A 22732-nucleotide genomic window follows, 5' to 3' on the forward strand; every position below is an offset into this window, starting at 1 on the left:
ACCCGGGCACGGCCTCCCGGACGCTGCGCGTGAGCGCGGTGCTCGTGGTCCGCGACCGCCGTGTGCTCATGGTGCGGTCGCGCGGTCGCGACGTCCTGTACCTGCCCGGCGGCAAGGTGGAACCGGGCGAGACGCCCGTCGACGCCGCCGTCCGGGAGGCCCGTGAGGAGACCGCGCTCGGCCTCACGCCCGCCGACTGCCAGCCGTTCGGCACGGTCACCGAGGACGCACACGGCCAGGCGCCGGGCACACGCGTCGCCATGGACCTGTTCCTCGTCGCGCCGTCCGCCCTCGTCGGCCAGGAGCCCGTGCCGTCGGCCGAGGTGGACGCCGTCGACTGGGTGACCTCCGCCGACGCGCACCGGTGTCCGCCCGCCGGGGTCGAGACACTCCGCCGCATGGTCGAGGCCGACCTGGTCGATTGAGGGCGGCGCGAGTCACGCGCCGCGGTCCTCCGGGACGTCCGCGTCGTCGTAGGCGCCGATGGGCTCCTCGGTCGGGATCCGGGGTTCGCCGGGGATCTCGGAGTCGTCGTACTCGCCCGCGGGGTCGGTGTCGCCCACCCGCAGCTCGCCGGGGACGTCGCTGCTCACGTACTCCCCCACCGGCTCGGCGTCGGCCTGCGGCTGCTCGCCCGGGATGTCGGAGTCGACGTACTCGCCCGCGACGACCGCGGGGCCGTCCTCGCGTCCGCCGTCGTCGTTCCGGGTCTGCTCGTGCTTGCCAGCCATCGGGAACCGCCCTCCTGGCCGTCCGTGTCGCACGGGCGGCCGTGGTCACCGTCCGGCGTCGTTGTCGGCACCGCGTCCGGTCGGTGCCAGTCTCCCCCTCCCGCCTGGTTCCGGCCTCCGCGGCGCACCAGCGGCCCCACCCGCTCCGCCCTGTCTCGACGGTGCCGCTGTCGAACGACGACTGCTTCGTCAGGCGTGGACGTGGTCGAGGATGTCCGCGCCCATCGTGCGGAGCGCCTCCACGACCGCGAGTCGCCGCTGCAGGGAGTCGTCCTCGAACCCGACGGTCACGGCGTAGCTGACGGACGACGACGGCCCGCGCAGCACCCCGGTCTCGCTGCGGATGCCCGGCCCGGTCCCGGTCACCGCGACGAGCTGGAGGCCGTGGTCGAGCCCGCGGTGCGCCAACGGATCGAGCCCGAAGGCCCCGGCGACGAGGGTGGTGTCCATCCCGAGCGACACCCAGCCGAGCACGCGGTTGCTCGTCGCCTCGTCGACGACCTCGCCGAGCGCCAGACCCCGCATGAGCCAGCTGAGCTCCGCCGCGGCGGCGACGGCCTGGTCGGGTGCGTCGTCCGGGCCGCGCCGGTCGCGCACGCGGTCGAGCACGGCGCTGCGGTCGACGCCGAGGGACTCGGCGCGGAGCCGGACGGCCTCGATGCCGACGGTGGAGAGCAGCGCGTTCGTCGCCCAGGCGTCGGCGGTCGCCCCGACGAGGGTCGCGAGGTCGGGGACCTGCAGCGTGGGCTCCTGGAGGAACTGCCACAGCCCAGGGCCGCCGGCGGTGTCCCGGGCCATGCGCTGGAGCCGGTCGCCGTGGAGCCGGCCCTCCTCGAGCTGGGCCGCGACCTCGATGAGCAGGAGGAGCCTCCCCACCCCGGCGACCGGGAGCACCACCCGCTCGTCGACCGCGAGCAGGGCTCGCCCCGTCGTCGTGTCGATCACCGACGCACTGACGCGGGCTCCGTCGTACGCGAGTGACCCGAGCGCGTCGACCGTCGCGGCGAAGGCGGCCTCGACGTCACCGCGGTGCCGCCCGGCGGCACGTGACCGTGCCTGGTGCCGCCGGGGCGACACGTCGCGTTCGACCACTGGGCCCACACGCTCCTCGGGACGGGGTTGACCGGTCGCGGCTCGTCACCAGATGGCGACGCGCTGCTCCGGAGCGAGGTACAGGGCGTCGCCCTCGGTGACCCCGAAGGCCGCCGCGAACTCGTCGATGTTCCGCACGATCTGGTTGCAGCGGAACTCGTTCGGGGAGTGCGGGTCGATGCTGAGCAGGCGCGCGGCCTCTTCCGGGCGGATCGCCATCCGCCACGACTGGGCCCAGCTGAGGAAGAACCGCTGGGCACCCGTCATGCCGTCGATCACCGGGGGCTCCTGGCCGTCGAGCGAGATGAGGTAGGCCTTCCACGCGATCGCGAGTCCGCCGAGGTCACCGATGTTCTCGCCGATCGTCAGCGCACCGTTGACGTGGCCGTCCGGGACCTCGGCCGGCACGAGCGCGTCGTACTGCGCGATGAGGGCCTTCGTGCGCTCCTCGAACGCGGCGCGGTCGGCCTCCGTCCACCAGTTGCGGAGGCGTCCGTCGCCGTCGTACTGCGAGCCCTGGTCGTCGAACCCGTGCCCGATCTCGTGTCCGATGACGGCTCCGATGGCCCCGTAGTTCGCCGCGGCGTCGCGCTGCTGGTCGAAGAACGGGAACTGCAGGATCGCCGCGGGGAACACGATCTCGTTGAACCCGGGGTTGTAGTAGGCGTTGATCGTCTGCGGCGTCATGAACCACTCGTCGCGGTCGATCGGCCTGCCGATCTTGCCGAGCTCGCGGTCGACGTTGAACGACGCGACGGCGCGGACGTTCCCGAGCAGGTCGTCCGACGTCACCTGGAGCGCGGAGTAGTCGCGCCACCGGACGGGGTAGCCGATCTTCGGCGTGAACTTGGCGAGCTTGTCGAGCGCACGCTGCCGGGTCTCGTCGGTCATCCAGTCGAGGCCCGTGATGCTCTGCCGGTACGCCTCGACGAGGTTCGCGACGAGGGCGTCCATGGCGGCCTTCGCGGTCTCGTCGAAGTGCTCCTGCACGTAAATCTTGCCGACGGCCTCACCCATCGCGCCCTCGACGAGCGAGACGCCGCGCTTCCAGCGGTCGCGCTGCTTCGGCGCACCGGTGAGTGCGGTGCCGTAGAACGAGAAGCTCGTGGCCGAGAACGCCGTGGTCAGGTAGGGCGCCGAGGACCGGATGACCTGCCAGCGCAGCCAGTCCTTCCACGCGCCGATGGGCCGCGTGCGGAGCTCGTGCGCCAGCCCGGTCAGGAAGCCCGGCTCGCGGACGACCACCGTGTCGAACACGCCGACCGGCGCGCCGACGGCCTCGGCCCACTCGGACAGCTGGACGCCCTCGGCGAGCGCCTCGGCCTCGGCCTCGGCCCAGCTCATTCGGTTGTAGGTCTTCTGGCTGTCCCGCGTGGTGACGTTGTCCCAGTGGGACGCAGCGAGCGCGGTCTCGAGGTCGATGACGTTCTGGGTGCGGATCGCGCCCTCGTCGAAGCCGGCGAGCGGGAACATGGCCCCGACGAACTCGCGGTAGCGACCGCGGATGTCCTCGAACCGGTCCTCGCGGTAGTAGGACTCGTCCGGCAGCCCGAGCCCGCCCTGCTCCAGGAACACGACGTAGGCCTCGGGGTCACCCGGGTCGTTGTCGACGAACAGCTGCACGAAGCTCGAGACCCCGAGGCGCTCGAACCGGCCGACGAGTCGCAGCACGTCCGAGACGTCCTGCACGAGGTCGATCTCGCCGAGCAGGGGGTCGATGGGGCCGCTGCCGAGGACCTCGAGCGCCTGCTCGTCCATGAAGCTCGTGTAGAGGTCGCCGACCTTGCGGGCCTCGGTCCCCGGGAGGGCCTGCTGCGACCGCTCGATGATGGAGCGGACGGCTTCCTCCGCCGCCTCGGCGAGCACCGTGAACGAGCCGTACCGCGCCTTGTCGTCCGGGATCGGGGTGTCGGCGATCCACCGTCCGTTGACGTACCGGTAGAGGTCGTCCTGCGGCCGGACCGTCGCGTCGATGTCGTCGGTCTGGATCCCGGAGGGGCGCTCGCGCTCGGCAGTCATGCCGACCACCATAGCCACGATCCCATGGCGTTCCCCGGGCTGCGGCCCGGCCCCGGTAGGGTTCGGCCATGCCTCTTCCCTGGACGCTCCACGGGGACGGCCGGACGGTCTCCGCCACCACCATCGTCGCCCCCGAGGAACGCCTCAGCTGGGGTCGGACGGTCGGCCTCGGCGTCCAGCACGTCGTGGCGATGTTCGGTGCGACGTTCCTCGTCCCGCTCATCACCGGGTTCCCGCCGTCGACCACCCTGCTGTTCAGCGGCATCGGCACGCTGCTGTTCCTCGTGGTGACGCGCAACCGGCTGCCGAGCTACCTCGGGTCGTCCTTCGCGTTCCTCGCCCCGATCGCCGCGGCGACTAAGGTCGGGGGCATCCCGGTGGCCCTGTCCGGCATCGTGCTCGTCGGTGCGCTGCTCGCCGTGGTCGGGGTCGTGGTGCACCTCGCGGGCTCGCGGTGGATCGACGTCCTCATGCCACCCGTCGTCAGCGGGGCGATCGTGGCGCTCATCGGGTTCAACCTCGCCCCGACGGCGAAGGCGGACTTCACGAAGTCCCCCGTCATCGGGCTCGTCACCCTGGCGGCGATCGTGCTGTGCACGGTCCTGTTCCGGGGCATGATCGGCCGACTCTCGATCGTCGTCGGGGTGGTCGTCGGGTACGTCGCCGCGGTCCTGGCGGGCCAGATCGACTACTCGGCGGTCGCGCGGGCGGCCTGGGTGGGCCTCCCGACGTTCACCGCGCCGCGCTTCGACGGCGGGCACCTCGCCGTGTACCTCGGGTTCCTCCCGGTCGTGCTCGCCCTGATCGCCGAGAACGTGGGGCACGTCAAGGGCGTGGGGCAGCTCACCGAACGGGACCTCACCCCGCTGACGGGGCGTGCGCTCCTCGCCGACGGCGTCGCGACCGTCATCGCTGGGCTCGGCGGCGGCTCGGCCACGACCACGTACGGCGAGAACATCGGCGTCATGGCCGCGACGCGCGTGTTCTCGACGGCGGCGTACTGGGTCGCGGGGATCGTGGCGGTCCTGCTCGGGCTGTCGCCGAAGATCGGCGCCGTCATCGCGACCGTCCCGACCGGGGTGCTCGGTGGCGCGACGACCGCGCTCTACGGCTTGATCGGCATCATCGGCATCCGCATCTGGGTCGAGAACCGCGTCGACTTCGCCCGGCCGAAGAACCAGCTCACGGCGGGCATCGCGCTCGTCATGGGCATCGCGGACTTCACGTTCGGGGTGGGCGGCGCGACCTTCGGCGGCATCGTCATCGGCACCGTCGCCGCGATCGTCGTCTACCACCTCATGGACCTGATCGGTCGGGCACGCGGGACGGACGCGGTGGGCGCCGCCGACGTCGCCGACACGATCGGAAGGCCCGACACCGGTCCGCGGGACGGACTCGGTGTCCCCACCGGCACCGGCACCGGCACCGGCACCGGCACCGGCACCGAGAGCGGACCCGCGACCGCGCCGACCGCGCGGAACACGCCGACCGACCGGCGGTGACGCCGGACCCCGGCCCCGAGGACACCGCCCGCTCGGCCACCCCGGGACGTCCGCCACGGGGCGGGCGGGGCCGGGCCTCCCGGGTGGACCGCGACATCGTCCGGCTGGCGCTGCCGGCCCTCGGCGCGCTCGTCGTCGAGCCGCTGTTCCTCATGACCGACACGGCGCTCGTCGGGCACCTCGGCGCGACGCCCCTGGCAGCGGTGGGACTGGCGTCGAGCGTGCTGCAGACGGCCACCGGGCTGCTCGTGTTCCTGGCGTACTCGACGACACCGGCGGTGGCCCGGGCGCTCGGAGCGGGGGACCGCCGGGGCGCCGTGCACGCCGGCCTCGACGGCATGTGGCTCGCACTCGGGCTCGGGGTCGTGCTGGCGCTCCTCGGGTGGCCGCTCGCCCGCCCGCTCGTGGGGCTGTTCGGCGCGCAGGCCAGCGTCTCGGACACCGCGACGACCTACCTGCTCGTGTCGCTCGTCGGGCTGCCGGGGATCCTCGTGGTGACGGCGTCCACCGGGCTGCTGCGGGGCCTCCAGGACACGCGCACGCCGTTGGTCGTGGCCACGGTGGGGTTCGTCGTGAACGGCGGGCTCAACGCGGTGCTCATCTACGGGGCGGGGATGGGGGTGACGGGCTCCGCGCTCGGGACCGTGGTCGTGCAGTGGGCGATGGCGGCCGTGTACGTCGTGATCGCGGTCCGGGGGGCCCGTTCCACCGGCGCGTCGCTGCGCCCCGGGGTCTCCGGCGTGGTGCGGGCGCTCCGCTCCGGCGCGTGGCTGTTCCTCCGGACGGCGTCGCTCCGGGTGGCGATGCTCGCGACGGTGTCGGTCGCCGCGGACTTGGGGGTCGCCGGACTCGCGACGACGCAGGTGGCCCTCACGGTGTTCTCGACCCTGGCGTTCGCGCTCGACGCCCTGGCGATCGCCGGCCAGGCCCTGGTCGGGCACGCGCTCGGAGCACGCCACGCGGACCGGGTCCGGCTCGTGACGACCCGCCTCGTGGTGCTCGGCGTCGCGGGCGGGGTGCTCCTCGGGCTGCTCACGGCCGCGCTGAGCGGGGTGCTCGGGCCGGTGTTCTCGGACGCGACGACCGTCCGGTCCCTGCTGCCCGCGCTGCTCGTGGTGACCGCGATCGGGCTGCCGGTGGCGGGGTACGTGTTCGTGCTCGACGGCGTGCTCATCGGTGCCGGCGACGCGCGGTACCTGGCGCTGGCGGGGCTCGTGAACCTCGTCGTGTACCTGCCGCTGCTGTGGGTGGTGTCGCAGGGGGCCGGGTCCCACGGGGCCGGGTCCCACGGGGCCGACGCGGCCCCTCCCGGCGGCATCCACTCCGGTCCCGTACCGCTCTGGGCGGCGTTCTCGTTCGGGTACATCGGCATCCGGGCGATCACGCTCGGCGTGCGGGCGCACCGGCCGGGGTGGATCCGGCGCGCGATGGCGTCCTGACCGCGGGAGCGGCCCCCGGCACTGCCTGCCGGCGCGGCGCGGCTCACGCAGCGGCGCGGCTCACGCAGCGGCGCGGCTCAGCGCAGCCGCGGCCCCCCGACCGTGTCCCGGCTCAGTGCACCGGCGGCGGCCCGACGGTGTCCCCGACGCGCAGCTCGCTCCGGAAGGCCGCGGGCTCGGGCTCCTCGCCCTCGAGCATCGCGAGCGCGGCCCGGGCCGCCGCCTGGCCCTTCTGCACCGCGGGCTGCACGAGCGTCGTCAGGGTCTGCACGGGCGAGCGGTGCAGCAGGCTGTCGTCGATCCGGATGCCGTCGAACCCGACGACGCTGACGTCCTGCGGCACGCGGAGCCCCGCGTCGAGCGCCGCGACGATGACCCCGACGGCGAGCAGGTCGCTCTGCGCGACGACGGCGGTCGGCCGGGACGGTCCCGCGAACAGGGTCGCCCCGGCGAGGCGGCCCTCCTCGACCGCGCTGCCGCCCGCGACGACGGCGGCGGCGTCGGGGAACACCTCGTGCACGCCGCGGAGGCGCTCGAGGGCGATGAACGACGTCGCCCGGCCGGCGAGCTCGGGCGTGAGCGGCCCGCGGGTGCGGTCCGGGTCGATCGGCAGCGCGACGACGGCGACGTCCGTGTGGCCGAGGTCGCGGAGGTACTCCGCACCCCGCCGTGACGCGTCCCGGTTGTCGAGCATGATCGGCACGGCACCGGCGATGTGCTCGGCCTCGACCGCGACGACGGGGATCTCGCGCCGCCGGAGGACCGCGACCGCGGCGTCGATCCGGACGTTGCAGCCGATGAGCACGACCGCGTCCATGGGGGCGTCGACGAGCGGCCCGAACCCCTCCGCGCCGTCGAGCGGGCTCCGCACGAGCAGCAACGAGGCGCCCGCGGCACCGGCGACCTCGGCGATCCCGTCGAGGGTCTGTACGTTCACCGGGTCGCGGAAGGCGTCGCTGAGGCGGTCGTCGAGCACGACGCCGACCACCCCGGACCGGCCGCGGCGGAGCGATCGTGCGCGGGGGTCCGGGCCGTCGTACCCGAGCTCGGCCGCGACGGCGAGCACGCGCTCCTTCGTCTCCGCGGCGACCGGACCGGCACCGCTGAACGCGAGCGAGGCGGTCGACGGTGCCACCCCCGCCGCGCGCGCGACGGCGGCGAGCGTCGGGCGTCGGGCGTCACCACGCGGCCTGGAGGCGGTGCCCACGTCCGACGCGCCGGTCTCCCTTGCCGCGTTGTCCATGGCTCGGTAGCGTAACGACCGATCCTGGGTCGAATCGATTCGAGCGACGACCGCCCGCACCGGATCGACGACGAGGAGGCCGCGTGACCACGCCGACGAGCACCCGGACCCCGGGCACGCGGACCTGGCGCAACGCGGTGTTCGTCGTGTTCACCCTCTCCGGCCTCGACATGGCCACCTGGCTCGGACGGGTGCCGAGCGTCCGCGACTCGCTGCACGCCTCGACGTCCGAGATGGGGCTGCTCGTGCTCGGCATGTCGGTCGGCTCCATCGTGGGGCTGTCCGCGGCGAGCCACATCGTCGCCCGGCTCGGGGCACGACGCGGGATCCAGGTCGCCGCGGTCCTGCTCGTCGTCGGCATGGTGAGCGCGTCGATCGCCGTCTCGGCCGGCTGGGGGTTCTGGGCGATCTGGGGCTGCCTCACCGCGTTCGGCTTCGGCAACGGTCTGTGCGACGTGTCGATGAACGTCTCCGGGGCCAGCGCCGAACGTGCCGGCGGGCGGAGCGTCATGCCGCTGTTCCACGCCGCGTTCAGCGTCGGGACCCTCCTCGGGGCGACACTCGGCTCCGCCGCCGAGGCCGCGGACGTTCCCGTGTGGATCCACATCGGCAGCATCGGCGTCCTCGCGAGCATCGGCATGGTCGTCGCCGTCACTCGACTCCGCGACGAGCGTGCCGAGCCCCACCCCGAGTCGACGGACACCTCGCCCGTCGCCGTCCTCAACCGCTGGCAGGTGTGGGCGTCCCCGGCCACGATCCTCATCGGGCTCATCGTCCTCGGGATGGCCCTGGCCGAGGGTGCCGCGAACGACTGGCTGCCCCTCGCGATGGTGGACGGCCACGGCCTGACCAACGCGGAGGGCAGTGCCGTGCTGTCGGTGTTCGTCGCGGCGATGACGGTGGGTCGCGCGGGTGGCGTGTTCGTGATCGACCGCTTCGGCCGGGTGCCGGTGCTCCGCGGCAGTGCGGCGCTCGCCCTCGTCGGCCTGCTCGTGCTCATCCTCGTGCCGTCGGTGCCCCTGGCGATCGTCGGCGTGGTGCTCTGGGGCATCGGGGCATCGCTCGGGTTCCCGATGGGGATGTCCGCCGCCGCCGACGACCCCCGGAACGCGGCCATCCGCGTGAGCGCCGTCGCCACGATCGGCTACGTCGCGTTCCTGGCCGGCCCGCCCGTGATCGGGTTCCTCGGCAAGCAGTTCGGGCTCCTGCACGCCCTGCTCGTCGTGGTCGTGTTCATCGTCCTCGCGGGGCTCGCGTCGGGTGCCGCCCGCGAGCGCACCCGCCCCCAGGTCGAACCGCGCCCTTCCGGTGGGACACCCGCATCCGGCGGTTCGACCGGAAGGAACCGGTTCGACACGGACGAACCCGCCCGCCGGCGCTGACTAGGCTCGTCGGGTGCGTCTCGTCATCGCCCGCTGCTCCGTCGACTACGCCGGACGACTTTCGGCCCACCTCCCGCTGGCCACGCGGCTCCTCATGCTCAAGTCGGACGGCTCGCTCCTCGTCCACTCCGACGGCGGCAGCTACAAGCCGCTCAACTGGATGAGCCCGCCCTGCACGATCAGCACGGCCGAGCCCGACGAGGACCAGGCGGCCGCGGGCATCACCGAGGTCTGGACGGTCACGCAGAAGAAGACGCAGGACCGCCTCATCGTCAGCATCCACGAGGTCGTCTCGGACGAGTCCCACGACATGGGCGTCGACCCGGGGCTCGTCAAGGACGGCGTCGAGGCCCACCTGCAGCAGCTCCTCGCCGAGCAGATTGAACTCCTCGGCGACGGCCACACGCTCGTCCGTCGCGAGTACATGACGGCCATCGGCCCCGTCGACATCCTGGCCCGCGACGACGCCGGTGCCGCCGTCGCGGTCGAGATGAAGCGCAACGCCACGATCGACGCGGTCGAGCAGCTCACGCGGTACCTCGAGCTCATGAACCGCGACCCGCACCTCCGCCCGGTCCAGGGCGTCCTGGCGGCGCAGACGTTCGCGCCGCAGGCCCGCACCCTCGCCGAGGACCGCGGGATCCGCTGCCTCGTCCTCGACTACGACGCCATGCGCGGCATCGAGGGCGGGCACACCCGCCTGTTCTGAACCACGCGCGCTCGGCGAGCGACGCGACGGGGTGGGGACGTGCCTCCCGGCCGGGAGGCCCCACCCACCACGGCCACGCAGCGCCCGTCCCATAGGCTGGAACCGATGTCCAGCCCGTTCTCCGCGATCCTGTTCGACCTCGACGGCACGATCTGCGACTCGGCGCCCGGGATCACGTCGAGCCTCACGTACACGTTCGAACGCATCGGGGTGCCGGTGCCGTCGCCCGCCACGCTCCTCAGTTTCGTGGGGCCGCCGATCCTCGACTCGTTCCGCAGCATGGGGATGGACGAGGACCAGGTCCAGCACACGCTGCAGGTCTACCGGGAGCACTACCTCGCCCACGGCACCCTCGACGCGCGGGTGTACCCGGGGATGCCCGAGGTCCTGCGGCGCGTGCACGAGGCCGGCGTGCCGACCTCGACCGCGACGAGCAAGCCCGAGACCCCGGCGACCTACATCCTCGAGCACTTCGGGCTCCTGCCGTACCTCGACGTCGTGACGGGCGCGAGTGACGACGAGGTCCGCAGCGCCAAGGCCGACGTCGTCGCCGAGGCACTGCGCCGGCTCGCCGCGCGCGGGGTCGACGTGTCGCGGCCGGTCCTCGTCGGCGACCGGCACCACGACGTCGAGGGCGCCGCCGCCCACGGCGTCCCGGTCGTGTTCGCCGAGTGGGGGTACGGCTCCCCCGCCGAGGCCGCCGGCACGATCGCCCGGGCCGCCGAGCCGCTCGACCTGCTCCCCATCCTGCTGTGATGTCCGACCGCACCGGCGCCCGGGTCCGCGAGCGGGCCGCGTGGCTCCTGCCCGCGGCGATCGTGCTCATCGCGCTCAACCTGCGCGGTCCCGTCGTGGCCGTCGCCCCGGTCATCGGCGACGTCCGGCACGACCTCGGCCTGACCCCGACGGTCGCCGGGCTCCTCACGACGATCCCGGTGCTGTGCTTCGCGCTCGCGACCCCGCTGGCGTCGTGGGTGATCGCCCGGCTCGACCCGGAGCGTGCCGTGACGGCGTCGCTCGTCGGGGTGCTCGCCGGCACGCTCCTCCGTTCCGCCGGCACGTCGTGGGCCCTCGTCGCCGGGACGGCGCTCATCGGCATCGCGATCACGATCGGGAACGTCGTCGTGCCCGTCGTCATCCGCCGCGACTCCTCACCCGAGCGCGTCGGCATCGTGACCGGCGTCTACACGTCGGCGCTCAACGTCGGGTCGATGATCACCTCGCTCGGCACGGCCCCCCTCGCCGCGGTCGTCGGCTGGCCCGTCGCGATCGCGATCTGGGGCGTGTTCGTGCTCATCGCGGCTGCCGCGTGGTCGCGTGCGGTCGGCGTCCGCGCCGCACTCCGAGGTCCGATCACCGCGAGCGCCGAGCCGCTCCCGGTCACCGGCCCGATCGACCAGGTCCTCGTCCCGGAGACCCAGCGGCACGCCACCGCACCAGCCCCGGCGCGGCGGCTCGTCACGTGGGGCCTCGTCCTGGCGTTCGCGGGTCAGGCGTTCTCGTACTACGCCCTGACCGCGTGGATCCCGACGCTCCTGCACGACGAGATCGGGTTCGACACGGCATCGGCGGGCGCGAGCTCCTCGGTCTTCCAGATCCTCGCGGTCGTCGGGGCCCTCGGCGTCCCCGTGCTCGCGTCCCGGTGGCGGCCCCGCTCGATCATCGTGCTCGTCAGTCTGTTCTGGCTCGCGATGCCGCTCGGGCTGCTCCTCGCACCGCAGCTCTGGCTCCTCTGGTCGATCTGCGGCGGTGCCGCCCAGGGCGGTGGCATCACGGTCGTGTTCATCATCGTCGTGCGGCTCGTGACGACCGACGCCGACGCGCGCCGCATGTCCGCGCTGGTGCAGGGCGGCGGGTACCTGCTCGGCAGTGCGGGTCCGCTCGTCGCCGGGACGCTGCACGAGGTCTCGGGTGGCTGGACCGTGCCACTGCTCGTCGTCGTCGGTGCGGTGCTCGTGCTCGGGGTGTCGGGGACGATCGCGGCGCGGAACGTTGACTAGCGAGGTCGGTCAGTTCCGCAGCCGCCACACGGCTCGCGGATCTCGCTCCGACTTGCCGTCTGGTCGACACGCGCCCGCACGGGTGGCACAGTGTGGTCGATCGCCGTCTGCTGGAAGTCGTTGAGGCGCCCGGCACTCGCTTTCAATCCCTCGACCCGGCCGTCGCTCAGACCGAGCACGATCACGCCACCTTCCGCGTTCGCGAACGCGACGAGATGCTGTGCGAGGTCCTTCGCCTGGATCCGGATCGACTTCCGGTCGAACCACTGGTCCTCGAGAAGGGCACACAGCTTGGGACCGACCTCGTCGCGCGGAGCAGCGAGGGCACGGTCCACGTCGTTCGCGCTCATCGGACCGAGCCTACGGCTTCAAGTAGGTTTCGAGTACCGGCTACTCACGCCCTGTTGACAGTTGAAAATGCCTGATGAGCGGGGTGATGGAACGGCACCGGTGAGCGCAGCACCTCTTTTGAGTGCGGGCGATCAGCCCGCCGCGAGCACCTCGCGCAGGGACATCGGGCGCCGCCCGGTCACCCGCTCGACGTCACCGCTGACGGCCGCGAGCGCACCCTCGGCGATCGCGGTGTACGTGCTCACCCAGGCGTCCGCCTGCCACGGCGCGGGGTCCCAGCGCGCCCGTGACGCGTACGCCTCGTCGAGCGTCTCCGGGTAGTAGGTCACGGTGCGGCCGCGGACCTCCGACACGATCGCCGCGGCTTCGGCCAGGGTGACGGCCTCCGGGCCGGTGAGCGCGTAGGTCGCTCCGGCGTGCCGGTCCGGGTCCAGGAGGACCGTGGTCGCGACGCGGGCCACGTCCGCCCTCGCGACGGCCGCCATCGCACCGTCCCCGGCCGGTCCGCGGATGACGCCGTCCTCGCCGACGAGCTCCTCCACGAAGTCGAGGTAGAACGAGTCGCGGAGGAACGTCCACGTCATGCCCGACGCTCGAATCGCCTCCTCGGTGGCGTGGTGGTCGCGCCCGAGCGTGAAGGTGGCGTCGGGCGCCGCGCCGACGAACGAGGTGTACACGACGTGGCGGACCCCGGCCTCGGCAGCGGCGCGGACGAAGGTGCGGTGCTGCTCGAGGCGGTCCTCCGCCTCGGCGGCCGAGACCATGAGCAGGACGTCGACACCGGCGAGCGCGGCACGGGCGGCGTCCGCGTCGGCGAAGGCGGCCACGGCGACCTCGGCTCCGGCGAGCCGGGGTGCCCGGGCCGGGTCGCGGACGACCGCGCGGAACGGTCGGCCGGCCGCGGCGAGCGCCCGCGCGACGGCACCGCCGACGTGCCCGGTGGCACCGGTGACGGCGATGACGGGCTGGGGATCCGCCGTGCTGGGCGTCGTGTCGGACATGTGCCGGTCCTCCCGGTCGGGTGCGGTGGGGGTCAGGTGGTGACGACGAGGTCGGCGCGGTCCGCCGTCGGTTCGATACGCCGGGCGTTCGCGCCGTCGACCTCGGTCGCCCAGGCCCGGGCCGCCGCGTGGTCGCGGCCGTGCCGCATGTGGCGTCCGACGAGCCGGTCGATCCGGACGGCGTCGTCGGTCCGGCAGAACCAGGTCTCGGTCAGGAGGCCCGGCAGCAGTGCCCACGGCTCGTCCCGGTCGAGCAGGTAGTTGCCCTCGGTCACCACGAGTCGCACGGCGCGTGGCACGGCGATGCTGCCCGCCACGGGCTCGTCGACCCGCCGGTCGAAGTCGGGCGCCCACGTGACGTCCTCGTCGGCGGCGACGAGCCGGCGCACGAGCGCGACGTACCCGGCGGCGTCGAAGGTGTCGATCGCGCCCTTCCGGTCGGACCGTCCGAGGGCGGCGAGCGCGGTGTTCGCCAGGTGGAACCCGTCCATGGGCACCTGGACGGCGACGCCCGGCCCGTGCGCCTCGGTGACGGCGGCGACCACACGGCGCGCGAGGGTGGACTTGCCGGAGCCGGGGCTGCCCGCGATGCCGAGCACGGCCCTCCCGGCGGGCGGACGGTCGGCGACGAGCGTGAGGGCCCGCTCCACCGCGGCCGCGACGTCGAGGGCGGCGGGGGTGGGCGGCATGTCGCAAGTCTCCCACCCGACGGTCCGGATGCCAGGACGCGGGGTCTGGTGCTCCGGCACGGTCGGAGGGACACTGTCGGCCATGATCGATGCGACGAGGGCGTTCAGCGGGTTCTCGGTGCGGGACACCGCCGAGGCGCGGGCGTTCTACGAGGACGTGCTCGGACTGTCGGTGCACGAGGCGAACGGCATGCTCATGCTCGAGGTCGGCGGCGGGACGCCCGTGCTCGTGTACCCGAAGGGCGACGCGCACGAGCCGGCGTCGTTCACGGTCCTCAACTTCCCGGTGCCGGACGTCCCCGCGACGGTCGCGGACCTGACGGAGCGGGGCGTGGTGTTCGAGCAGTACGAGGGGCTGACGGACGATTCGGGGGTGAACCGCCACGGCGGGCCGCTGATCGCCTGGTTCACGGACCCGTCGGGCAACGTCATGAGCGTGGTGGAGGACAGCTGAGCGCATCGACGGTCGCGGTGGCAAACTGTTCGCAGATCGAACGACCCCGGGGAGCATCGTGTCCGAGCCGACCGCCGACGACGACCGCACGCGTCGTGAGGACGAACGCATCGACGAGGCGATCGACGTCGTGGCGGCGTTGACCCGCGTGGAGGCGGCGGATGCGGCGCTCCGCTCACGGCTCCGCGCGCGGCTCGGTGTCGGGGGCACGGACCTCGTCGTCCTCCAGTTCATCGCGCGGGCCGAGGCGGTCGGTCGTGCCGTCCGCGTCAAGGACCTCACGCAGCACGTCGGCATGACGAGCGCCGCGACGAGCGTCATCCTCGAGCGCCTGGGGGCTCGCGGCCACGTGCTCCGTGACGTCGATCCGACGGACCGCCGCAGCAAGTTGATCTGCCTGTCCGACACGACGAAGACCGCGATGCGGGAGGCGGTCGGGGAGACGCAGGACGCGTTGCGCGTGGTGCTCGACGAGCTGGGCCCGCGGGACCGCAAGCGCTTGGTGGGCCTGCTCGACCGGGTCGTGCGGGCGCTGGAACTCGGCGTGCCCCAGGGCTGATCCGGGGGCACGGGCCACCGCTGAACGACGGGGGTACCCCGGTCGGATTGTCCAATTTTCTTTGCTTTTCCTCCTCCTTCCGCCTATCCTCGTCACTGCGCGGTCTCCCCGACTCGTCGCCCTGCGTCGAGGACCGACGGACGCCCGCGAGCGGCGAGGACACCACGGGAGCGATGGACACCACGACCGGTGCGGCGGCCACTCCCATCCGAATCGAGGCCCACGGCCTCGACGCCGACCAGGCCATGGACGACCTGCCCCGGCTCTACGCCGGCGCGGCCTGGTCCTCGGCACCGACGCGGGCGACGCCCTACCGCTACCGCTACGCCGCGATGGGCGACACGGACCTGACACTCCGGACCTCGCGCATGCACGGCGAGATCCAGGGCGACGTCCCGCCGGGCGGCGACTACGTCGTGCAGTGGCTGACGGCAGGGCGGTCGACGGTCGACCTCGGCCACGACGACCTGCGCATGGTCCCCGGGCGGCCGCTGCTGTTCCCGGCGCACCGGTCCTTCGTGTTCCGGTTCACGGACTACGACCAGAAGCTCGTGCACCTGGGGCGTGACCACGTCGACCGCATCGCCCGCGAGCAGGGCCTCGCCGGCGAGGACCTGCGGTTCGACCACACGGCCGCCCCCACCGACGCCGCGGTCCGCAGCTGGCAGGGCACCGTGGGACTCGTGTCGAACACCATGCGCTCCGGCCCGGTCAGTCCCCTGCTGTGGGACGAACTCACGCGGATGACGGCGATCGCGTTCCTCGGGCTCTACCCGCCCCTCGCCGACGCCCTGCCGTCCGCGGTGCTCCTGCCGCGGAACGCACGGATCCGGGCCGCGGTGGAGTACGTGCAGGCCCATGTGCACGAGCCGATCGGCACCACCGAGATCGCGGCCGCGGCGCACCTCAGCGTGCGGGCGTTGCAGGAGGGCTTCCGACGCGTGCTCGACACCACACCGCTCGGGTACCTGCGGCAGGCCCGCCTCGACCGCGTCCACGCGGAGTTGCAACAGGGCGTACCGGGGACGACCGTCGCCGGGGTCGCGCAGGCGTGGGGCTTCACGCACCTCGGACGGTTCGCGGGGGCGTACCGCGCGCGGTTCGGGGAGCATCCCCGCGCCACGCTGCGCGGTTGAGCCGGGAGGGACGGGGCGGGACCCGCCACGTCCCTCCCGGCCGCGATCAGTCGCGTCCGGCGACGGCGCGGCGGATCCGCTCGATCGGCACCTTCGGCTCGCGCTCGGCGGTGAGCAGCCCGTTCGTCTCCTGCAGCGTGTCCGTGAACTGCGTGTAGCAGGACCCGGCGAGGAACGAACTGGCGCGGATGCCGTCGTACAGCGCGGTGATCCGGTCGACGTAGTCGTCGCCGTCCACCGCGACGGAGTACCCCCAGGCGTCGTCGCGGTCGGCACCCGGCTGGTAGTTGACCCCGCCGAACTCCGTGAGCATGACCGGCTGGCCGTGGTCCTCGGCGTCGCCGACCAGGATCCGCCGGCCGGCCGGGCCCATCCCGGCGAGCAAGCGGGTGCGGGCGGCGTCGTCGGCGTAGGTCGCGGCGAGGACCTCGCCCGAGGCCTCGTAGTCGTGCACGCTGAGGATGTCCGACGCGGCGTGCTCCCAGCCGTCGTTCGAGATCACGGGCCGTGACGGGTCGAGCGCCCGCGTGACGTCGGCGAGCGCCCGGGCGTACGCCTGCTGTGCCGGTTCGTGCGCGATGTGCTGCACGCCCCAGCTCTCGTTCGCCGGCACCCAGGTCACGATGCACGGGTGGGACACATCCCGTTCCACGGCGTCCATCCACTCCCGCATGAGCCGCTGCACCGCCGTCGGGGTGAACGCGTAGGCACCCGGCGCCTCGCCCCAGACCAGGAGGCCGAGGCGGTCCGCCCAGAACAGGAACCGCGGGTCCTCGATCTTCTGGTGGATCCGGGTCGCGGTGAACCCGAGCTCCTTGATGAGCTCGACCTCACGACGGAACGCGGCCGGGCTCGGCGCGGTGAGGTTCGAGTCCGGCCAGTAGCCCTGGTTGAGCACGCTCCGGACGTCGTAGGGCCGGTCGTTGAGCAGGAACGCCCCCCGGTCGACCGCGACCGACCGGAACCCGAGGTACGACGCGACGACGTCCTCGGACCCGTCGGGGTGCCCGAGCACGACGGTGGCGTCGATGAGCCGCGGGGTCTCCGGCGTCCACACGATCTCGTCGTACGCCTGGCCGTTCGTCTGCCGCGCGACGGGGACGACCACGTCCACGGTCGTGGCGCCCGCCGGCACGACGACGGAGGCGCTGCCGAGGTCCTCGTCACCGTCCTCGTGGCGGAGCGACACCGACAGTGTCGTGCCCGCGGTCACCCGACCGGCGATCCGGACCGTGCCCCGGACCACCGAGCCGGGGAACTCGGTCTCCCAGCGGAGCGCCGCGACCGACACCGGGGGCACCGCCTCGAGCCACACGGTCTGCCAGATCCCCGTGGTGCGGCGGTACCAGATCACGTGCGGGTGCTCGTGCCAGTCCTGCTTGCCGCGGGGCTGCGTGACGTCGTGCGGGTCGTCCTCGGCGCGGACGACCAGGGTGTGCGTGGTGTCGGTGCCGGCGTCGACGTCCGTGCTGGCGTCGAGCACGTGCGTCACGTCGAACGAGAACGGCGTGTGCCCGCCCTCGTGCTCGCCGAGGCGCACCCCGTCCAGCCACACCGTCGCGCGGTAGTCGACCGCACCGAAGTGCAGGAGCACCCGGGACGCGTCGGCCGAGCGCCCGGCACGCTCGAGGTCCTCGGCCGAGATGCTGCGCGCGTACCAGACCACGGGGTGGAACCCCGGCTCGTCGATGCCCGACGCGACCGACTCGGGCGGGAACGGCACCGTGATCGTGCGGTCCGTCGCCCCGTGCTCGGGCCGGAAGCCCGCCGACCAGCCCGCGCCCAGGCCCTCGTCGCCGTCGTCGTGGCGGAACGACCACGGCCCGTCGAGGTCGGCCCAGGCCGGACGGACGAGTTGCGGCCGGGGGTGGGTCCCGTCCTGGCGGCTCGCCGGTTCGGGGACGGACAGGGTCCGGGGAGCGGCTTCCTCGCCGCGCAGCGTCGTCATGGCGTCCAGTCTGCCGCAGCCGTTACAACGTTGTACAGACGGTTGGCCGGCGCGCCGGTCTCGGTCCCGAACGCCGCTGCCGCTCCGGTCGGGACGCGCTGCAGGGAGCCGTCCGCCTGCTCCTCGAGCCGGACCAGCCCCATGCGGCGCAGCGACGGGGTCTTGCGCCCGCCGACGACCCGGGCGGCCACGACCTCGTCGGGCACCGCGAACTCCTCGACGTTCCGACCGCCGGACGCGTACGACCAGTCGACGAAGTCGAACAGGGGCCACCAGGTGTACCCGCGCAGGTCCATGCCGCCCGCCACGAGTTCCTGGACCGCGTGGACCGAGTCGCGCACCCAGGCCGTCCGGACCTCGTCCGTGCCCTCGATGCTCGTCTCCGTGACCATCATGGGCAGGCCGTAGCGCGCCTCGAACCGCCGCAGGCTCGTCACGAGCCCGTCGGTCCAGCGGTCCGTCGCGATCTGCACCACGTCGGTGCCGTCGGCGACGAGGGTCCGCGGGGACAGGTCGGGGTAGTAGTTGACGCCGAGCACGTCGATGCGCGCCGGGTCGGCCCGGAGACGCGCGAGCTGCTCGGGTGCGGCGCCGTGCTCGAGCAGCCACCCGTGCATGGGGTGCTGCACGCCGACCAGCCCGAGCACCAGATCCGTCGGCACGGTGCCGATCGCGGTCAGGTGCTCGGCCTCGCCCGCGAGTGCGGGGTCATCCGTGGCGAACAGGGACGACGCCTCGACGTGCACGATGACCGCGGCCGGGTTGGCCGCCCGGATCGCCGCGACGGACCGGGTGATCCCCTCGGCCAGCGCGAGCGTCACGCGCACCCAGCCGTCCCAGCCGGTCAGCGCCGGCGGCCACACGCCGCGGAGGCCGCAGAACGACGCCGTCGTGACGGGTTCGTTCAAGGGTGTGACGTGGTCGACCAACCCGCGGTAGCGCGCCGCGAACGCACCCGCGAACGCCGCGACGACGTCGGGGTAGCGCGGGTCGGCGAACGAGCCGTCGAGCCAGGTCGGCGTGCCGTAGTGCACGAGATCGGCGATCACCGTCAGCCCGAGCTCCTCGACCGCGAACCGGAGCCGCTCGTCGAGGGTGCTCCAGTCGTAGGTCTCCGGCGCAGTGTGCACGAGCGGCCAGTTCACGCCGTACCGGACCGCCCCCGCGCCGAGGTCGCGCGCGGCGGTGAGGTCCGCGCGCCAGTGCTCGGTGTGCTCCGTCAGGTCGTACTCGTCGAGCGGCGCCATCGCGAAGTGCGCCGGCGGGTGGACCGAGGTGTCCTCGATCCCGAGGACCCAGGTGAAGTCGCCCATCACTTCAGTCCACTCGTCGCGACGCCGGCCACGAAGTACTTCTGTGCGAAGAAGAACGCGATCGCGATCGGGACCAGCGAGATGGTCGCACCGGCGAGCAGGATCGCGTGGTCGGTCACGTGCTGGCCGCCGAACAGCGTCAGGCCGGCCGGCAGGGTGAGCATGTCGTTCGACGTCGTGACGACGAGCGGCCAGAGCAGGTCGTTCCACAGGTTCATCCCGTTGAGCACGGCGACGGTGGCGATCGCCGGTTTGGCGAGCGGGAGCACGACCTGCCAGTAGATCCGCCAGTGCCCGGCGCCGTCGATGCGCGCCGCCTCGTCGAGCTCCGGCGGGATGCTGACGAAGAACTGCCGGAACAGGAAGATGCCGAACGCGCTCGTCGCCCGCGGGACGATGAGCCCCTGGTAGGTGTTCAGCCAGCCGAAGTGGAACAGCTCGACGAACACGGGGATCAGGGTCACCTGGAACGGCACCATGAGGGTCGCGATGACGATGACGAACGCGACGTTCCGACCGACGAACCGCATCCGCGCCAGGGCGTAGGCGCACATCGAGTCGAACAGCAGGGTCAGCGCCGTCGTCACGCCCGCGAACACGAACGTGTTGACGAGCAGCCGGACGAACGACAGCTGCTGCCAGACGCCGACGTACCCGTGCATGGTGATGCTCGTCGGGAACAGGCTCGCGGGGTTGTGGAACAGGTCGCTCTCGCTCCGGAACGACCCGGAGACCATCCAGATGAAGGGCACGAGCGCGAACACGACCCCGACGCCGAGGTAGACCCACTTGAGCACGTCCACCGTGCGCACGGCGGGCCGCGGCCCGTGCTGCCTGCGCTGCGTGGGCGTGGACCGGTCGCCGCGGTCGTCGCCGCCGCGTGACGAACGGGAGGTCCGGGGCACGTCCGCCACGGAGGTGTCAGTCGACATCGTTGTACCTGAACAATCTGAGCTGGACGAGCGAGATGAGCATGATGATCGCGAACAGCACCCACGAGATCGCAGACGCGTACCCGGTCTGGTAGTCGACGAACCCGTCGCGGTAGAGCAGGTTGACCAGCGAGTCGGTGTGGAACACCGGGCCGCCGCCGGTCATGACGTAGACGAGGTCGAAGACCTGGAACGACTGGATGGTCAGGATCATCGAGGTGAACAGCAGCGTGGGCCGGATGCTCGGGATCGTGATCGACCACACCGTGGCCCACCGGCCGGCGCCGTCGAGCTGGGCCGCCTCGTACCGCTCGCCGGGGACGCCCTTGAGGCCCGCGACGAACAGGATCATGGCGAAGCCGACGCTCTTCCAGACCGACACGAAGATCACCGTCGGCAGGGCGAGGGTCGTCGACTGGAGCCACCCGATCGAGGGCAGACCGAGCGCCGCGGTGAGGCCGCCGACGAGCCCGATGTCCGGGTCGAGCAGGAACTTCCAGACCAGGCCGATCGTGACGAGCGAGACGATCGTCGGGAAGAAGAAGATCGATCGGACGATGCGCGTCGCGATCCCCTCGCCCTGGAGCGCCAGGGCCGACAGGAACCCGAACACGAGCAGGAGTACGACCGACACGATCGTGAACTCGAGCGTCACGCCGAGCGCGTTCCAGAACTGGTGGTCGTGGAACAGCTTGACGTAGTTGCCGAACCCGACGAACGGCTCCGTGCTCGCCCCGACGGTCCAGTCGAAGAAGCTGTAGTACAGCGACCGGAAGATGGGGAAGATCACGAACACGCCCAGGATCAGCAGGCTCGGCGCCATGAAGAGCCAGGCCGGCTGGAACCGGAACCGACGAGCGGTCGCGCGCCGGCCCTCCCCACCGCTGCGCGACCCTGGGGTGGTGCCGGCCCCGTCGCGCGTGCTGCGCGACGGGACCCGCTCCGAGGTGTGGCTGGTCACTGCGAGCAGCCCGTGAGGCCGTCGATCGTCTGCGCGGCGTCCTTGGTCGCGCTCGCGACCGAGGTCCCGCGCGTGATCTTGCCGATGAGCGGCACGTAGCCGTCCGAGTCGACCTTGGTCGCCTGGGGCACGTGCGGCAGGTACAGGCGGGCGTTGCCGACCTGCGACGCGAACACCGACACCGTCGGGTCGGCCGCGAGCTTGGCGTCGTCGGTCATGTCGGTGCGCAGCGGCGGGAACCCGGTCTTCAGCGAGAACTTCTCCTGCGTCGACTTGCTCGTCCAGTAGGCGAGGAACTCCTGCGCCTGCTTCGGGTACTTCGTCTTGGCCGACACCGACAGCGGCGCGGTCGACCCGAGCGTGACGGACGTGCCGTCGACCCCGGTCGGGATGGTCGCGATCCCGAGGTCGACGCCCGCGCTCTTGTAACCCGGCGCGGCCCACGGCCCGTTGATCTCCATGGCGGCCTTGCCCGCGGAGAACAGGGAGTCGGCCTCGGCACCGGTCTGCCCCACCGGGCTCACCTTGTCCTTCGCCACGAGGTCGGCCCACGTGGACAGGCTCTTCTGGCCGGCGCTCGTCTGCAGCACCGAGCAGCCCTTGCCGTTGACGATGTCGCCGCCCTCGAGCCACTGCAGGACGGGCCACATCTGGATCGTCTGGTTGTCCGCGAGCGAGATGCCGTAGTGGCCGCCGGTCGTCAGCTTCTTCGCGTCCTGCGCGAGCTCGTCGATGGTCTTCGGCGGGTTCGTGATGCCGGCCTGCTGGAACAGCTTCTTGTTGTAGTACAGGCTCAGCGTCGCGAAGTTCGCGGGGATCCCGTAGAGCTTGCCCTTGTACGTGAACTCCTTGACGGTGCCGGGGGCGAGCTTCGACGTGTTGATCTGGTCCTTGCCACTGCCGGTGTCCGTCAGGGCGAGCACCGAGTTCGTCTTGACGTACTGCGCGACCGCGTTCGGGTCGCTCGACACCGCGGCGATGTCCGGACCCTGCCCGGTCAGCCATGCCGACGGGAGCTTCTGCTGGATGGTGTCCCAGGGCTGCACGGTCATCTGGACCTTGATGTCCGGGTGGGACGCCTCGAAGTCCTTGACGATCTGCGCGTACCCGGGGCGGTCTCCACCGGTGAACCCGGTCCAGACCTTGAGGGTGACCGGTCCGCTCGCCGACGACGATGACGACGTCGAACAGCCGGACAGGGCCAGGGCCACAGCGGCGGCTCCGGCGGCGACGGCGAGGGCCGTGTTGCGCTTCTTCATGGAACGCTCCTT

The 22732-nt window shown here is 72.5% G+C and carries 22 protein-coding genes; 10 read left to right on the plus strand and 12 right to left on the minus strand.

Translation table 11 applies throughout. From position 1 onward, the window contains the following. Positions 1 to 29: 29 nt before the first annotated feature. Positions 30 to 425, plus strand: coding sequence for an NUDIX domain-containing protein (locus tag DEI82_RS02800; protein ID WP_111026558.1), 396 nt, complete (start codon positions 30 to 32; stop codon positions 423 to 425). A gap of 12 nt (positions 426 to 437) precedes the next feature. On the opposite strand, the gene DEI82_RS02805 is transcribed toward DEI82_RS02800, so the two are convergent. The 3 genes from DEI82_RS02805 to DEI82_RS02815 all read right to left on the minus strand — a co-directional run bounded on the left by DEI82_RS02805 (position 438) and on the right by DEI82_RS02815 (position 3842). Further along, positions 438 to 731, minus strand: coding sequence for a hypothetical protein (locus DEI82_RS02805; protein WP_111035729.1), 294 nt, complete (start codon positions 729 to 731; stop codon positions 438 to 440). Between the two features lie 189 nt (positions 732 to 920). Beyond that, positions 921 to 1823: a serine hydrolase gene (locus tag DEI82_RS02810; RefSeq protein WP_111026557.1), complete on the minus strand. Its 903-nt coding sequence runs from the start codon at positions 1821 to 1823 to the stop codon at positions 921 to 923. A 45-nt stretch (positions 1824 to 1868) separates the two neighbouring features. Further along, entirely contained in the window at positions 1869 to 3842 is a 1974-nt protein-coding gene (locus DEI82_RS02815; RefSeq protein WP_111035822.1) for a M13 family metallopeptidase, read from the minus strand. Between the two features lie 68 nt (positions 3843 to 3910). On the opposite strand from DEI82_RS02815, the gene DEI82_RS02820 reads away from it, so the two are divergent. Continuing rightward, complete coding sequence (locus DEI82_RS02820; RefSeq protein WP_111035730.1) at positions 3911 to 5344, plus strand: uracil-xanthine permease family protein; 1434 nt, start codon at positions 3911 to 3913, stop codon at positions 5342 to 5344. Beyond that, positions 5341 to 6783 (plus strand): MATE family efflux transporter, encoded by a 1443-nt coding sequence (locus DEI82_RS02825; protein WP_258371926.1) that lies wholly within the window; start codon positions 5341 to 5343, stop codon positions 6781 to 6783. Before DEI82_RS02820 ends, DEI82_RS02825 begins: the two co-directional genes overlap by 4 nt. A 112-nt stretch (positions 6784 to 6895) precedes the next feature. Here the strand turns inward: DEI82_RS02825 and DEI82_RS02830 are convergent, their stop codons facing one another. Then, positions 6896 to 8026 (minus strand): LacI family DNA-binding transcriptional regulator, encoded by a 1131-nt coding sequence (locus DEI82_RS02830; protein WP_111011960.1) that lies wholly within the window; start codon positions 8024 to 8026, stop codon positions 6896 to 6898. 83 nt (positions 8027 to 8109) lie between these two features. Between DEI82_RS02830 and DEI82_RS02835 the strand changes: the two genes are divergently transcribed. The 4 genes from DEI82_RS02835 (at position 8110) to DEI82_RS02850 (ending at position 12117) form a co-directional block, all read left to right on the plus strand. Then, entirely contained in the window at positions 8110 to 9408 is a 1299-nt protein-coding gene (locus DEI82_RS02835) for an MFS transporter (RefSeq protein WP_111035731.1), read from the plus strand. A 13-nt stretch (positions 9409 to 9421) separates the two neighbouring features. Further along, on the plus strand, positions 9422 to 10117 hold the full coding sequence (nucS, locus tag DEI82_RS02840; RefSeq protein WP_111035732.1) for an endonuclease NucS: 696 nt from the start codon (positions 9422 to 9424) through the stop codon (positions 10115 to 10117). 105 nt (positions 10118 to 10222) lie between these two features. Continuing rightward, positions 10223 to 10873: an HAD hydrolase-like protein gene (locus DEI82_RS02845; protein WP_111011957.1), complete on the plus strand. Its 651-nt coding sequence runs from the start codon at positions 10223 to 10225 to the stop codon at positions 10871 to 10873. Continuing rightward, positions 10873 to 12117: a CynX/NimT family MFS transporter gene (locus DEI82_RS02850; protein WP_111035733.1), complete on the plus strand. Its 1245-nt coding sequence runs from the start codon at positions 10873 to 10875 to the stop codon at positions 12115 to 12117. Before DEI82_RS02845 ends, DEI82_RS02850 begins: the two co-directional genes overlap by 1 nt. Here the strand turns inward: DEI82_RS02850 and DEI82_RS02855 are convergent. The 3 genes from DEI82_RS02855 to DEI82_RS02865 form a co-directional block, all read right to left on the minus strand. Then, entirely contained in the window at positions 12114 to 12467 is a 354-nt protein-coding gene (locus DEI82_RS02855) for a helix-turn-helix domain-containing protein (RefSeq protein ID WP_111035734.1), read from the minus strand. The genes DEI82_RS02850 and DEI82_RS02855 overlap by 4 nt on opposite strands. A 132-nt stretch (positions 12468 to 12599) precedes the next feature. Then, positions 12600 to 13469: an NmrA family NAD(P)-binding protein gene (locus DEI82_RS02860; RefSeq protein WP_111035735.1), complete on the minus strand. Its 870-nt coding sequence runs from the start codon at positions 13467 to 13469 to the stop codon at positions 12600 to 12602. Positions 13470 to 13501: 32 nt separating this feature from the next. Continuing rightward, positions 13502 to 14158, minus strand: coding sequence for a nucleoside/nucleotide kinase family protein (locus DEI82_RS02865; protein WP_111012363.1), 657 nt, complete (start codon positions 14156 to 14158; stop codon positions 13502 to 13504). An 82-nt stretch (positions 14159 to 14240) separates the two neighbouring features. On the opposite strand from DEI82_RS02865, the gene DEI82_RS02870 reads away from it, so the two are divergent. From DEI82_RS02870 to DEI82_RS16435, 3 genes are all read left to right on the plus strand, one after another. Beyond that, positions 14241 to 14612 carry a VOC family protein gene (locus DEI82_RS02870; protein WP_111010363.1) on the plus strand — a complete coding sequence of 124 codons (372 nt, stop codon included), beginning with the start codon at positions 14241 to 14243 and terminating at the stop codon, positions 14610 to 14612. A 58-nt stretch (positions 14613 to 14670) separates the two neighbouring features. Further along, entirely contained in the window at positions 14671 to 15171 is a 501-nt protein-coding gene (locus DEI82_RS02875; protein WP_181435080.1) for a MarR family winged helix-turn-helix transcriptional regulator, read from the plus strand. Positions 15172 to 15344: 173 nt separating this feature from the next. Beyond that, on the plus strand, positions 15345 to 16307 hold the full coding sequence (locus tag DEI82_RS16435; RefSeq protein WP_111035737.1) for a helix-turn-helix transcriptional regulator: 963 nt from the start codon (positions 15345 to 15347) through the stop codon (positions 16305 to 16307). Positions 16308 to 16353: 46 nt separating this feature from the next. On the opposite strand, the gene DEI82_RS02885 is transcribed toward DEI82_RS16435, so the two are convergent. Genes DEI82_RS02885 through DEI82_RS02905 form a run of 5 tightly spaced genes read right to left on the minus strand, consistent with a single transcriptional unit; the run spans position 16354 to position 22720 of the window. Further along, complete coding sequence (locus tag DEI82_RS02885) at positions 16354 to 18255, minus strand: glycoside hydrolase family 2 TIM barrel-domain containing protein (RefSeq protein ID WP_111035738.1); 1902 nt, start codon at positions 18253 to 18255, stop codon at positions 16354 to 16356. Beyond that, positions 18252 to 19568 carry a family 1 glycosylhydrolase gene (locus tag DEI82_RS02890; RefSeq protein WP_111035739.1) on the minus strand — a complete coding sequence of 439 codons (1317 nt, stop codon included), beginning with the start codon at positions 19566 to 19568 and terminating at the stop codon, positions 18252 to 18254. Before DEI82_RS02890 ends, DEI82_RS02885 begins: the two co-directional genes overlap by 4 nt. Next, the gene (locus tag DEI82_RS02895) at positions 19568 to 20500 is read right to left on the minus strand and encodes a carbohydrate ABC transporter permease (RefSeq protein ID WP_111035740.1); all 933 of its coding nucleotides are present in this window, start codon (positions 20498 to 20500) and stop codon (positions 19568 to 19570) included. The genes DEI82_RS02890 and DEI82_RS02895 overlap by 1 nt, the downstream gene beginning before the upstream one ends. After that, a complete protein-coding gene (locus DEI82_RS02900) occupies positions 20490 to 21461 on the minus strand; it encodes a carbohydrate ABC transporter permease (RefSeq protein ID WP_220035657.1) in 972 nt (323 codons plus the stop codon). The genes DEI82_RS02895 and DEI82_RS02900 overlap by 11 nt, the downstream gene beginning before the upstream one ends. Continuing rightward, positions 21458 to 22720, minus strand: a complete 1263-nt coding sequence (locus DEI82_RS02905) for an ABC transporter substrate-binding protein (RefSeq protein ID WP_111035741.1) — start codon at positions 22718 to 22720, stop codon at positions 21458 to 21460. Before DEI82_RS02905 ends, DEI82_RS02900 begins: the two co-directional genes overlap by 4 nt. Between the last annotated feature and the right edge of the window lie 12 nt (positions 22721 to 22732).

Origin of the sequence: Curtobacterium sp. MCBD17_019, from assembly GCF_003234555.1 — a bacterium.
In the GTDB taxonomy this organism is placed as follows: Bacteria; Actinomycetota; Actinomycetes; order Actinomycetales; family Microbacteriaceae; genus Curtobacterium.